This is a genomic window from Shinella sp. S4-D37 (assembly GCF_040812195.1).
Classification (GTDB): Bacteria; Pseudomonadota; Alphaproteobacteria; order Rhizobiales; family Rhizobiaceae; genus Shinella.
Genome location: NZ_JBFNXL010000002.1, coordinates 230,486 through 243,151, shown reverse-complemented (window position 1 = coordinate 243,151; position 12,666 = coordinate 230,486). Strand labels below are relative to the sequence as shown.

At 61.8% G+C, this 12,666-nt stretch carries 11 protein-coding genes; all 11 read right to left on the bottom strand.

What is annotated here, in order from left to right; all coding sequences use genetic code 11:
* Positions 1 to 81 precede the first annotated feature (81 nt).
* The gene (locus AB3G45_RS03115) at positions 82 to 1,335 is read right to left on the bottom strand and encodes a type II toxin-antitoxin system HipA family toxin (RefSeq protein ID WP_367829190.1); all 1,254 of its coding nucleotides are present in this window, start codon (positions 1,333 to 1,335) and stop codon (positions 82 to 84) included.
* Entirely contained in the window at positions 1,328 to 1,642 is a 315-nt protein-coding gene (locus AB3G45_RS03110) for a helix-turn-helix domain-containing protein (protein WP_184140528.1), read from the bottom strand. The genes AB3G45_RS03115 and AB3G45_RS03110 overlap by 8 nt, the downstream gene beginning before the upstream one ends.
* 150 nt (positions 1,643 to 1,792) lie before the next feature.
* Positions 1,793 to 3,550: an ABC transporter ATP-binding protein gene (locus AB3G45_RS03105; RefSeq protein ID WP_367829189.1), complete on the bottom strand. Its 1,758-nt coding sequence runs from the start codon at positions 3,548 to 3,550 to the stop codon at positions 1,793 to 1,795.
* The gene (locus AB3G45_RS03100) at positions 3,543 to 4,430 is read right to left on the bottom strand and encodes an ABC transporter ATP-binding protein (protein ID WP_367829188.1); all 888 of its coding nucleotides are present in this window, start codon (positions 4,428 to 4,430) and stop codon (positions 3,543 to 3,545) included. Before AB3G45_RS03100 ends, AB3G45_RS03105 begins: the two co-directional genes overlap by 8 nt.
* Positions 4,427 to 5,488 (bottom strand): FecCD family ABC transporter permease, encoded by a 1,062-nt coding sequence (locus AB3G45_RS03095; RefSeq protein ID WP_367829187.1) that lies wholly within the window; start codon positions 5,486 to 5,488, stop codon positions 4,427 to 4,429. Before AB3G45_RS03095 ends, AB3G45_RS03100 begins: the two co-directional genes overlap by 4 nt.
* Complete coding sequence (locus AB3G45_RS03090; RefSeq protein WP_367829186.1) at positions 5,485 to 6,525, bottom strand: FecCD family ABC transporter permease; 1,041 nt, start codon at positions 6,523 to 6,525, stop codon at positions 5,485 to 5,487. The genes AB3G45_RS03095 and AB3G45_RS03090 overlap by 4 nt, the downstream gene beginning before the upstream one ends.
* A gap of 5 nt (positions 6,526 to 6,530) precedes the next feature.
* On the bottom strand, positions 6,531 to 7,361 hold the full coding sequence (locus AB3G45_RS03085) for a siderophore-interacting protein (RefSeq protein WP_367829185.1): 831 nt from the start codon (positions 7,359 to 7,361) through the stop codon (positions 6,531 to 6,533).
* A 1-nt stretch (position 7,362) separates the two neighbouring features.
* On the bottom strand, positions 7,363 to 8,337 hold the full coding sequence (locus tag AB3G45_RS03080; RefSeq protein WP_367829184.1) for an iron-siderophore ABC transporter substrate-binding protein: 975 nt from the start codon (positions 8,335 to 8,337) through the stop codon (positions 7,363 to 7,365).
* 5 nt (positions 8,338 to 8,342) lie between these two features.
* On the bottom strand, positions 8,343 to 10,745 hold the full coding sequence (locus tag AB3G45_RS03075) for a TonB-dependent siderophore receptor (protein ID WP_367829183.1): 2,403 nt from the start codon (positions 10,743 to 10,745) through the stop codon (positions 8,343 to 8,345).
* Between the two features lie 135 nt (positions 10,746 to 10,880).
* The gene (locus AB3G45_RS03070) at positions 10,881 to 11,855 is read right to left on the bottom strand and encodes a FecR domain-containing protein (RefSeq protein ID WP_367829182.1); all 975 of its coding nucleotides are present in this window, start codon (positions 11,853 to 11,855) and stop codon (positions 10,881 to 10,883) included.
* Positions 11,856 to 12,048: 193 nt separating this feature from the next.
* Positions 12,049 to 12,663, bottom strand: a complete 615-nt coding sequence (locus AB3G45_RS03065) for a dimethylsulfonioproprionate lyase family protein (protein WP_367829181.1) — start codon at positions 12,661 to 12,663, stop codon at positions 12,049 to 12,051.
* Positions 12,664 to 12,666: the final 3 nt, after the last annotated feature.

The following is a 12,666-nucleotide window of genomic DNA, read 5'->3' as shown; positions in this document are numbered from 1 at the left end:
CGGGATCTTGATCCCTCCTAAGTTGGGGTCAGCGCCTTTATTTGGTGATGCCTGTTACGTGTCGTGAACTGACACATGGCTTCACTCCACGCACGTGCCAAGGATCGGCGTCATCAGCCTTACATGCGTATCGATACGCTCGAGAACCTTCGCCCGAGCGACACTACGTTCCGGCAGCGACCACCAAACTTCGTTGACGCGCTCGACCGTATCGACCACCGCTTTAAGCACGGCCGCTTCCGGCAAGCGCGCGCGATTGGCGAAGGCTTTCCATCGTTGCGCATTCAACGCCTTGAAGGGGCGCTCGCCGGCGAGCGACAGAGCCATGGCATCTGCAGGGATGTAAGGGATTATCGAGAGCACGTCGTAGACAGGCGCAAACTCCGGTTTATCGCCCGCTCCGCGATAGATCAGCGACCAGTTTTTCAGGTGCATGTCACCATTGCCGGTTATGGCAGCCAGAGCCAGTCGGCGGACGAACTCGAGCGCAGCGTCGGACGAAACGGCAACGTTCAAGGCTGCGGCAATATCATGATATGCAGCTCCTTCGTATTTCCGCGAAGGATAGACGCCGAATACCTGCGCGAAATCCTCGATATGGATCCGCTCGCCGTTTGCGCCACGATCGAAACGTTTGACGAGCAGGACTCTACCGTCCGACAGCGTCTCGAACTCCTTCGGGATACCTTCGAACTCTGATTGCTCGACGAGTTCACGCTCCGGAACCTCCATGCCGATCGCTTCAGCCAGTGCAAGATTGGCATATTCGTTTTCCGACACGCCGGGAAACGAGGTCGATGGAAACTTGGCAATGTAGGCCCCCTGCTCGTCGCCGATCGGCAACGTCAGTCCACCGCCCTTCCCCGTGTTCTTGATGACCGAAAGCTTCATCTGAACGCCGGCGAGCGAAAACCGGGCTTTCGGCTTGGTAGCGGGCAGATTGTCGAGACGGGCAATCGTCCCGTCGCTCGGCACGACGCGGACGGCGCCTGGCAGATCCGAACCCAGTGCGGCGAGCAGGTCGAAATCGTTTCCGGCGCGGACACTCCCCGCGTGGTGTTTTTCCATCGCTTCCCGCAGCTTGTCTTCGGGGAGCAGATTGGCGAAGAACGCCGGCAACGCTCTGGCAACGGGTTTCGGGTCCTTACGCAAGCCGCCACTGGCTGCGCGAAAAGACAGGCTGAGCACTGGGAAGCCGCCCGATGCGCGATAGCTGTCCTCGAAGCTGAAGGCGTTGAAATCGCCGGGCGTCCTGACGATCGTGCCGACCTTCATATCGTTCAGCAGCACGTCGAGCGACGAGATGGATCTCGGATCGGATGAAGCTTCAGGCATTCTCATCCCCGTCTGCATGAGCCATGAATGCCGGGAGATCGTCGAGATCGTCATGCGGTCGCAGCAGCGCGTCGACGGCCGGAACCATCGCCTGCGGTATAAGCATCAACTCAAGTCCGAGAGCACGGGCGATGTTGATCAGGGTCGTCGTGCGCGCAGCACTGCTTCCGGCTTCTATCTCGCGATAGCGGGGACGCGATATGCCCGCCATGTCGGCAACCTGCTCCTGGGTCAGTTGCCGGCCTTTGCGGGTAGCCTTTAGCAACCGCCCGACTTCCAGCAAGGCATCTGACTCAGACCGTGCCATCCGACCTACCCAACCGTTCTCCGTGGATTAGACAAGCTATCTCAAACATTCTAAGATCGGTCAACAAAAAAGATATAAATACGGATCATCCATTCAGAATTGATCTGTTTATATATCATTCACATTCTTTTCTGACTGGTGGTGCCAGAGTCAGCCAGTCGTGCCCACCTTACATGCTTTGCCTTTGCCTTTCTGAGCAACGTGGAGGCTTTGATACCGCCCGTTCTTGCGGGCGATGAGCCCGGCATGATTGCCGCTTTCGACGATGCGGCCGTCATCGACGACGAGGATTCGGTCGGCGTTCGCGATGGTCGCGAGACGGTGGGCGATGACGAGCGTCGTGCGGCCGGCCGAAAGTTCGGCAAGGGATTGCTGGATGGCGCGCTCCGTCTCCGTGTCGAGCGCCGAGGTCGCCTCGTCGAGGATGAGGATCGGCGGGTTCCTCAGGAAGATGCGGGCGATGGCGAGGCGCTGCTTCTGGCCACCGGAGAGTTTCACCCCGCGCTCGCCGATCAGGGTATCGAGGCCGTCGGGCAGGCCGGCGATCACGTCGTCGAGACGCGCGCGGCGGGCGGCCTCGACGATCTCCGCCTCGCTCGCCTCCAGCCGGCCATAGGCGATGTTCTCGCGGATCGTGCCGGCGAACAGGAAGACGTCCTGCTGGACGATGCCGATATTGGAGCGCAGCGATTTCAGCGTCATGTCGCGGATGTCGATGCCGTCGATGCTGATCGCCCCGCCCGTCACCTCGTAGAAGCGCGGCAGCAGCGAGCAGATCGTCGTCTTGCCGGCGCCCGACGGGCCGACGAAGGCGATCGTCTCGCCCGCCCGCACGGCAAGGTCCAGCCCGTCGAAGACCGACCGGTCGGAACGATAGCCGAAGCCGACGCCGCGGTATTCGATATCGCCGGCGAGCCGTCCGACCTCCCGGGCATCCTCGCGGTCCCTGATGTCGGGTTCGGTGTCGAGGAACTGCGTGTAGCGCGTGAAGCCGGCGATGCCCTTGGGATAGGTCTCGATGATCGAGTTGATCTTGTCGATCGGCCGGAAGAACACCCCGACCAGGAGCAGGAAGCCGACGAAGCCGCCGGCCGAAAGCTCGCCGCGCGTGACGAACCAGGCGCCCGCCAGCATCACCACCACCTGCACGAAGCGCATGGAAAGGTAGGAGAGCGACATGGAGGCGGCCATCACCTTGTAGGCCTGAAGCTTGGTGACGAGGTAGTTGCGGTTGCTCTCGGCAAAGAGCCGGCGTTCGTGATCCTCGTTGGCGAAGGCCTGCACGACGCGGATGCCGCCGACATTCTCCTCGATGCGGGCGTTGAAATCGGCGACGCGGCCGTAGATCGCGTGCCAGGTCGTGGTCATGCGCACGCCGTAATGGGTGGTGACGAAGGCCGTCAGCGGGACGATGATGGCGGTGATCAGCGCCAGCGGCACATGCACCCAGAGCATGAGGAGGAAGGCGCCGATCAGCGTCATGATGGCGATGAAGAGATCCTCCGGCCCGTGATGGGCCACCTCGCCGATCTCTTCCAGATCCTTGGTCAGGCGCGCCACGAGATGGCCCGTCTTCTGGTTGTCGAAGAAGCCGAAGGAGAGCTTCTGCAGATGGTCGAAGGCCTTGCGGCGCATCTCGGCCTCGATGCGGATGCCCAGCATGTGGCCCCAATAGGTGACGATGACCTGCAGGCCGGCATTGACGACATAGATCAGGAACAGGCCGACGGCGGCGAGCGCGATGAGATCGAGCCGGCCGGTCGGCAGCAGGCGGTCGATGAACAGCGTCACCGCCACGGGAAACGCCAGTTCCAAGAGGCCCGCGATCACCGCGGAGGAGAAATCCAGCGCGAAAAGCCCACAGTGCGGACGGTAATAGGACGCAAAACGCTTCAGAACACTAATCATCGGGCAGGCTTTCTTCGGTATCGGCAATGTCGGCCAAGGTGATCGAAGGCGTCGGTCCTCCCACCTCCGTTTGGTCTTTCTCCCAGCACACGCCTTTTCGTCGCCCTTTTGGCACGACCATGGGGGTTCCAGAGACGGGATCGTCCATGATGATAGAGGAGAGGCCAAAGACAGTTTGAACAAGGCGTTCCGTTACAATGTCGGTTGGTCGCCCTTGCGCAATAACGTTACCGTCCTTCATGGCGATGAGATGGGAGGCATAGCGGCAGGCATGATTGAGATCATGCAGGACCGCAACGACGGTGCGGCCTTCGGCATTGAGGTCGGAAAGGAGATCGAGCATTTCGATCTGGTGGGCGATGTCGAGGAAGGTCGTGGGCTCGTCGAGCAGCAGGATTGGCGTTTCCTGGGCGAGCACCATGGCGATCCACACGCGTTGGCGCTGGCCTCCAGAAAGTTCATCGACAAGACGACCGGAGAGATCGGCGACATGTGTCGCTTCCATCGCCGCAATGACGGCCGCCTCATCCGTCCGGGACCATTGCCGGAGGAAGGGTTGGTGCGGATAGCGTCCACGCGCCACGAGATCAGCGACGGTGATGCCCTCGGGGGCGACTGCGCTCTGCGGCAACAGGCCCAGCCGGCGGGCCACGTCCTTTGACGACAGCGCACCGATGGGTTTGCCATCGAGGATCACACTCCCGCTTGCGGGAGCGAGCAGCCGCGACAGGGCACGCAGCAAAGTTGACTTGCCGCAGGCATTCGACCCGACGACGACTGTGAAGGATCCGTCGGGGATGGTGACGGAGAGATCCTGCGAGATCGTGCGCTCCTCATAGCGGAGCGTGAGGTTTCGGGCGTGGAGACGGTCTGCCGTCATGTACGGCCCTCCCGGATGATGAGCCAGAGGAAATAGAGCCCGCCGATGCTGACGGTCATGACGCCGACGGGAAGCTGGGTAGTAAAGGCATGCTGGGCGACCCAGTCGGCGACGGCCAGCAACAGGCTGCCCATCAGCGCCGATGGCAAAAGCGCCACGCCCGCTGACCGCGTCAACCGTCGTGCAATCTGCGGAGCGGCGAGGGCAATGAAAGCGATGGGGCCAGCAGCGGCCGTGACAGTGGCCGTCAGCGCGACGCCGAGCACCATCAGGCAAAGACGGACCCGATTGGCATTCACGCCGGAGGCCATGGCCGCGTCGTCACCCATTTCGAGTTGGCGCATTGGCCGCGCAAGGAACAGCGTCGGTGGCACGATAAGACACAGGACCACCATGACAGGCATGAGCTGGTCGACACCGAGACCGTTCAGCGACCCCGCGCCCCAGACGGCGGCGCCGAGTGCCACCTTGAGGTCCGCCTGCCGGATCATCCAGGCATTGAACGCGCCGAGCATGGCCGAGACACCGATGCCGACGATGATCAGCCGGAACCCCTTCACGCCGCGACGCCAGGCAAGGAGATAGACCGTAAGCGCCGTGACGATACCGCCGACTAGCGCGCCTGCCGCCGTTTCGTAGTAGCCGCCCGACAGGAGGAGGATAACCACCAGCGCTCCGGAATAGGAACCGGCGGCAAAGCCGATGATATCCGGGCTACCGAGCGGATTGCGCGTCAGCGACTGGAAGATCGCGCCACTCATGCCGAGTGCCCCGCCAAGCAGCAGCGCAAGCAGCGCGCGCGGCAGGCGCCACTCGACAACGATCATGCGGGCCATCTCCTCGCCCTCTCCGAGGAGCGCCCGCGCCACGTCGGCGGGCGTGACGACATAGGTACCGCTCGCCAGCGTGATCGCGGCGACGGCAAGCGCCAGAAGGAAAAGCGTAAGGCCGATGGAAAGTGTGCGCACATCCAGGAGAAACGACAGCCGGTCGCCGAACGCCCTGGCGGCGAGCACGCGGCGACCGAAGACGCTGGAGGAGGAACGATCCCGCCTCATAGGCCGCGCGCCTCGGCGCGCCGTGCGAGCAGGATGAGGATCGGGGCACCGAGGAAAGCGGTGACGATGCCTGCCTCGATCTCGTCGGGATGGAGAACGAGACGACCGGTCATATCGGCGATAAGAAGCAGGACCGGCCCGAAGACCATGGTGAGCGGAAGGATACGCCGCTGGTCTGGCCCCGTGAACCAGCGCACGGCGTGCGGCACCATCAGCCCGATGAAGCCGATCGGACCTGCCGCGGCCGTGCCCGCGCCAGCAAGAAGCGTGACGGCGATCACGACGAGGATGCGGGCGCGTAGCACATCGGCGCCAAGAGCACGGGCGAGGCTATCGCCGAGCGCTACCGCATTGAGCGGGCGTGCGGCGGCAACCGCGATAACGAGCCCCAGCACAATGAAGGGCGCGACGGCGACAGCGACATGCATGTCGCGCCCGGCGACCGAGCCGATCGACCACATGCGCAGCGCATCGAAAGCCTGCGGGTCGAGCAGCGTCACCGCCGAACCGATACCGCCAAGCACCGCCGACAGCGCCACGCCGGAAAGCACCAGCCGCACGGGCGTCGCGCCATCGCGCCCGGCCGCGCCCAACGCGTAGACGGTGAGCGTCACGACAACAGCTCCAAGGAAGCCAGCCCACAAATAGGCATCAATCGACTGCCATCCGAGCAAGCCGACGGCAACGGTCACGAAGAAGGCCGCACCCGCATTGACACCCAGAATGCCAGGATCGGCCAGAGGGTTGCGCGTCGCCGCCTGGATCAACGCCCCGGATACGGCGAAAGCTGCACCGCAGAGGACCGCAAGCAGCGTGCGCGGAAGGCGGTAGTCCCTGACGATGATATGAAGCGGAGAAGATGCGTCATAGGAAAAGAACGCATCCAGTGCGACGGACGGAGCGATGGGACGCGCACCCACAAGGAGGCTTGCCAGAGCAAGGGCGGTAACGAACAGGAGGCCTATTCCAAGCCACAGACCGCAAGACGCAATGCATGGGTCCCTGCGCAAGGGCCTTTCCTCTACCAGCGTATGCAAGGCCCTCATATCCGAGCCTGCCCCTGGATCCAGTAACCGATGGCGTCGATGCGACCCTTCTCGAAACCGAGGCCGTCGCGAAAATGCGTACGGCACGCGGCGGCAGCCTTGGCCTCGCCGGCGATGTAGATATAGCCCGGTCCGTCCGGAAGGCTGCCGATCCCTGCAGCGATGCCCGGCAGGTCCGTATATCCGGGGCGATCCGCGCGCGGCCCGTGGCTGGCATGCCAGATGATCGTAACATCCGCCTGTGTGTCGATTTCCTGTCTGTCCGCTTCCGAGGGCACCTCGACATGCACGATCGCCCGGAAACCCGCCGGCAGGTCCTCCAGCACACGGCCGACGGCCGGGAGACCGGTAATGTCGGTGAGCATCATCAGCCAGCGGCTGCCCTTCGGCAGCCAGAATCGGCCCTCCGGGTTGCAGAGGCCGACGACATCGCCGACCTTCGCCGCCATCGCCCAGCCAGCGGCAACACCGCCCTCATGCACGACGATATCGATGACCATCTCACAGGTCGCAGAATCCCAGCGGCGGATCGTATAGGGCCGGTTCGGGCAGTGCTTAGAGCCATCCGGCCGGCCCCACTTGCCGTTCTCCATCAGGACCGGCAGCGTCACCGGCGTATCCGCATCGGGCGGGAGCGCCAGTCGCAGCCATTCGTCCGGGTGGCCACTCGGCACCAGCCGCTCGCCTCCCTCCACCTTCAGCACCACGCGGATCATAGAGGGCGTCAGGCGCTCCACCGACGCCGCCGTCGCCAGGAAGTAGTCTTCGACATAATGGTCGTGATCGTGATGATCAGCGCCCGAAAGGGCTTTGGCATTCACCGTCATGTCACTTCTCCCCTGCCCGCGCTGCCGCTCCCGCCAGCCTGGGCACGAAACGGGGAAAGCCATAGGGGACCGACAGAACGCTGAGCGCCGAGGTCGACCAAACATCGATCGGATCCTCCAGCGCGACATAGCTGCCGTGTCTGACAGCGCCGAGCGTGTTGAACAGCGGCTGCGCTTCCGCCGCCGCCCGTGCACCGGGACCGTACCACATGACCAGGATGTCCGCGTCGATCGTCGATATCTCCTCAAGGCTCACGGAGACGGAGAAATCACCGGGCGCGGATTTGCCGAGTGCTTCGATGCCGGGCGGCACCTTGAGACCCAGCTCCACCAGCGCTTCCACCCGCGGATCATCCGGCAGATAGACCACAATGCCGCTGCTGCCGGCGAAATAGGTGCCGAAGGCGAAGGTTTTACCCTTGAGATCGGGATGCTTCGACCCGAGATAGCGCAGGAACGTATTGGTCCCGTCGATCAGCCGGCGCACTTCCTCCGGGCGACCGAGCGCCGCCCCCGTCATCTCCGTCTGCTCGCGCCAGTTCGCCAGCCACGGCCCGGACCGGTACACCACCGTCGGTGCAATAGACGAAAGGCGCTTCCAGGCGACGTCGTCGACCCCTGAATAGACGCCGAGAATAAGGTCCGGTTTGAGCGCGGCGATCTGTTCCAAGTCCACTTCCCCCTGCGCCAGAAGTACCGGCTTTTGATCGCCGAGCTTCGGCTCGTTCCAGGGAAACACGCCGCGCTCGAAGAGGCTGTAGTTCGTCATAGCGACCGGCACCTTGCCGAAGGCGAGGACGGCATCCTCCCCACTCCAGCCGAGTGTCACGATCCTCTGGGGATCGGCGGGTACAACCGTGGTTCCCAGCGCGTGTTCCACCGTCGCCGGAAACGAGCCGCCTTCTGCCATGGCCGGGGCGGAGGAGGACAGGACGAGCACGGCAAGAACGTGAATGAAGGTTTTCAGGCGTCTCATGACGATCAGAACCGTTTCGTCAGCGTGAACGTCGCATTCAGTGGTTTCCCGTAGGGCGCGTTGTCGCCGCTGCGCAGGATGTAGTACTTTTCGTTGAAGACGTTGTTGACGTTCACCTGGCCGACAAGCGTCTCGGTGAAATCGTACTTCGCCATAAGGTCGACCGTTACGAACGCGTCCTGCTTGAAGCGTGTCGTGCCGCTTGCCGTGGTGACGCCGTCGATATCGACATAGGACGAACTGTTCCACTTGAGACCACCGCCGATGGTGAGCTTTTCCCATTCACCGGGCAGCTGGTAGGTGGTGAAGACCTTCACGCTGCTGCGCGGCAGGAAGCCATTGTGGTCGCTGCGGTCAGGCTGCTTACTGCGGAAGGTCGAGGCACCGAAGAACAGTTGCCAATCCGGAGCGATCTCACCGGAAAGTTCGAGTTCCACGCCTTCGGTCTTCACACCCTTGACGGGCCTGAACGCCATTTCGCCATCAGGCGTGAAGACGCCGGAAATCTCCTCGGCCACGTTATCCTTCTGCGTACGGTAGACGGAGAGCGAAGCATTCAGGCGATCATCAAAGAAGGATCCCTTGATCCCCGCTTCGTAGCCGGCACCCACCTCGGGGTCGAGATAATTCCCGGACGGATCCTTGTAGTCCTGCGGGTTGAAGATTTCCGTATAGCTTGCATAGGCCGAGAAGCTGTCGGTGAAATCATAGACGACGCCGGCATAGGGCGTCAGATTGTTGAATTCACGCGGCTCCTGCTCCCATCGATTGAAGCGCGCTCCGAGGATGAGATTGAGTTGGTCCGTGATGGAGAGCCGAGACGCCGTGTAAGCGGAATATTGGCGCACCACCTCGCTTTCAACAACGTTCGCTGCGCCCCAGGTCGGTTCTGGATAAGACCCATCCCAATTGAAAAGATCGATCGGAGCGAGCCCACTTCCATAAGCATTGGTGCCGTCAAAATGGGAGCGGCTTGCGGATACACCGAAACTCAGATCATGCGTCCGACCCATCGCTTCAATCTCGCCCGACACATCGACATTGCCGGCAGTGGCAACGCGTGTACGATCGAATTTTCCAGCGTAAGGCTGGACTCCGAGCCCCGTAACCGGATCTGGCAGATCATAAGTGTACAAGAGTTGTGAATCGTAGTGCTGGATCGTATGCGACAGGGCTGCCTGCGCCTTCCAGCCATTTTCGAACTCATGCTCTACACGACCAAAGACGGTTGTGCTGTCGGAATTCCAATAGGTCCAGTCCAACCCCGTCGAGAAGCCGCGGCGGAAATCGGTCGGCGTGCCGTCGCTGAAGACGAGCGGCCAACTTCCCCAGGTCGAGCCCTCCGGTGCGTGCCGGCTATGTTCGATGCCACCGATAACGGTGGTTGTGTCGGAAACATCCGCTTCCAACGTCCCGTAGTAGGCCTGGTTGAGATTGCTGTAGCGATCAAGGAACGAGTTTCCGCCGCTTACGTCAGCGACAAAACGCCCTCTCAGCGTTCCCGCCTCGTTCAGCGAGCCCTGGACGTCAGCCTCACCGCCGAAGTTTTCCCACGAGCCGGCGCGACCGCTTACATAACCTGTCAAGTCGGTGCTAGTGGCGCGCTTTCGCACCAGATTGACGGAGGCGGAAGGTTGACCGCTCGACTTCATGAGGCCGGCAGCGCCTCGTACGATTTCGATCCGGTCATAGATTGCGGAAGATTCGTATGTGCCACCGAACTCGTTCGTATCAGGCCGGGCCACACCATCAACGGTGTATTCCCCGATCGTAAATCCGCGCGCATAAACGGAGGTGCGGTCGGTTTCGCCGGGATCGAACATCACGCCAGTGGCATTGTCGAGAACGTCTGGTACTCGATCAAGCTTCTGGTCGCTGATGATCTGCCGGGTGACCACCGAGGTCGATTGCGGCGTTCCCTTTAAGGTCAATGGCAGGCGGGTTGCCGCGCTGGTTTCGCCGGTGGTGTAAGATCCGGTGCCTTCAGTTATGGCCGAACGTCCATCGACGGTGATCGTTTCCAGAACGGTACCATCACCTGCGGCTCCTGACGTGACGCCCGCCGCCGGATCGGTAATCGTCACCGTGCTGCCATTGGTAAAGCGCCAGGAAAGCCCACTTCCCGAAAGAGCACGACTGATCGCCTCGGATGTCGTCATCGAGCCCTGGACGGCTTTTCCACCGACCGATGCTGCTGCAGTCTCATCGAACACCACCGAGATGCCGGCGACGCGCGCGATATCATGCAGCGTCTGGCGGATGGGTTTTGCCGGGACGTTGAAGGCATGAACGGCATCGGATGCCGATTGCGCATAGGCGGGGCCAGCTACCAACACAGCCCCTCCCGGCGCCATGAGGACCGTCGTCGCTAGGAGCAGCGCCAGATTGCGTATCCTGTTGCCATTCATGAGGAAAGCCTTTCCATTTCACCGATCGCCGGTGCGCTCAGCGCACCCTCTCAATGGCCTAACGATCCCCGTGGAGAAGCACCCTCACAAAAAGTGGAATATTTTTGTCATCTTCTTTTAGAAACTATGAGCCTGCTACCGGATGATGACGAGGTGGCTACCGAGCTTCTGCATCCGGAAGCCGGCAATCGACTGCACTGCATCCAGCGCGGCATCGGTATCGGCAAGCAGAAGGCTGCCGCTGACCCGTCTTTCTGCGAGTGCATCGCCAATCACGACGATACGGCCGTCACGATTTCGCTCGATCTGCGCGAGGACGTCGGAAAGACGCATATTGTTGAACACCAGACGTCCCTCTCGCCATGCCATCGCCTCGGAGATTTCGACCGAGCCCGCCGCGCCAAGCCCTTTGTGGCCATAAGCGACGCTCTCGCCCGGCTTCAGGACCACATGTGTTGACGCATCGTCCAGCGAGACCTGCAGGCTGCCCCGTGCCAGCGTTACTTTGGCCCCTTCTTGCGTGATGGAGATGTCGAATGCTGTTCCGAGAACCCGTGAATGGCCGTTTGCGGCGTCAACGATGAAAGGAACCGACGACGGCTGCACTTCAAAGTAAGCCGTTCCGCGCAGAAGACCAATGCGTCGCTCTCTATCCGTCATGTCGACGGTTACAGCGCTATCGGCGTCAAGAAGCACGGTTGAACCGTCAGACAGGGTGATCGAACGTTGTTCACCGCGTTCGGCGACATAGTCGGCGCGGATATCCTGAAGAAAATGCGGCCTTTCCAGCCAGAGCCAACCAAAAGCGCCGAGCGCAAGCAGCACTGAGACCATGGAGGCCCCAGCCTTCTTCCCGCTTCGACGCCGGCGAAGCTCCTCGATACGTGTCAGATGGCCCCCGATCGCGCCCCTGTCCGCTTGCCCGAGGGAAGCTCCGAGGCCACCGGCCGACGACCACAGCGAAGACACGCGCTCATAGGCTGCCGCATGAACCGGTGTCTTGCGCCATTCCTCGAAATTCCGCCGATCAACGCGCGAAGGCCTCCCTTTCATACGCGTGAACCAGGCAATCGCCTCTCGTTCGGTTTGCTGGTATGGGATTTTGATCATTTAAAATTGGGGTTCGCGCCATCAGGACGTTCCGCGCACCTCCAGGCACTGTGCTCGCCCTGCGTCGGAATGCTGCACCGCTTCCCCTTCCCGGCTCCTGAAGCACTCCCTCCTTTTCGTAAATCGCAACTAACAATGAACCATGCAGTGCCCAGCGCGTCTGCGTTCATCGAAATCGCCACAGATAGGTTCATCACGTCGCTCTGGGGTCGAACAAGCACCAGACAGCCAAGAACGGAGAATGACCGGAGGAAGCCATCGCATGCACAATTCCGGGTTTGTTATGGAATGTGCCGCCGATCCCCGGTGTTTCCCAGTCATCATCCCCGTGGCGAAAGCGCCCATCGGTGAGAACGAGGTAAATCTCCTCAGGTGAATGATTGTGATCCGGATACCGCACATCCGGTGCCAGAAGCGAGAGACCCACCCAGACATCGCGACGATCCTCAATTCCCTCAGGACCGACAATCATGGTATTGGCGTGCCCGTCTCTGAAGGACTCGCTTGCCGTTGGCGCGGCACCTTCCCGCCTGTCCCATGACAGGAGAGGCGCCAGGCCAGCTATTCCAAGAGCTACTTGCTTTAGCGGGCCTCCTCGGCGAATTGCCGGCTCCAACGCGGCATCGAGAAAGTCGCACGCCGGCAGGCGGGCGCCATCGCCAATTGTTTCCGGTTTTGGCGTCGCAAGCGCTGCAAATATGCGCCTCAGGCAAGCTTGCGTCTCCGGACGCGGCGCACCCGTTTCAACGGCGTGTTTCACCGCGTCGAGAAAGCCTTGCAGTGCGGGGGATCGTTCGATTGTGCTCATGAC

Excerpts from the sequence above, each read along its gene's own strand:
- AB3G45_RS03115 (WP_367829190.1), bottom strand. The coding sequence starts at position 1,335 with ATGCCTGAAGCTTCATCCGATCCGAGATCCATCTCGTCGCTCGACGTG.
- AB3G45_RS03110 (WP_184140528.1), bottom strand. The coding sequence starts at position 1,642 with ATGGCACGGTCTGAGTCAGATGCCTTGCTGGAAGTCGGGCGGTTGCTA.
- AB3G45_RS03105 (WP_367829189.1), bottom strand. The coding sequence starts at position 3,550 with ATGATTAGTGTTCTGAAGCGTTTTGCGTCCTATTACCGTCCGCACTGT.
- AB3G45_RS03100 (WP_367829188.1), bottom strand. The coding sequence starts at position 4,430 with ATGACGGCAGACCGTCTCCACGCCCGAAACCTCACGCTCCGCTATGAG.
- AB3G45_RS03095 (WP_367829187.1), bottom strand. The coding sequence starts at position 5,488 with ATGAGGCGGGATCGTTCCTCCTCCAGCGTCTTCGGTCGCCGCGTGCTC.
- AB3G45_RS03085 (WP_367829185.1), bottom strand. The coding sequence starts at position 7,361 with ATGACGGTGAATGCCAAAGCCCTTTCGGGCGCTGATCATCACGATCAC.
- AB3G45_RS03080 (WP_367829184.1), bottom strand. The coding sequence starts at position 8,337 with ATGAGACGCCTGAAAACCTTCATTCACGTTCTTGCCGTGCTCGTCCTG.
- AB3G45_RS03075 (WP_367829183.1), bottom strand. The coding sequence starts at position 10,745 with ATGAATGGCAACAGGATACGCAATCTGGCGCTGCTCCTAGCGACGACG.
- AB3G45_RS03070 (WP_367829182.1), bottom strand. The coding sequence starts at position 11,855 with ATGATCAAAATCCCATACCAGCAAACCGAACGAGAGGCGATTGCCTGG.
- AB3G45_RS03065 (WP_367829181.1), bottom strand. The coding sequence starts at position 12,663 with ATGAGCACAATCGAACGATCCCCCGCACTGCAAGGCTTTCTCGACGCG.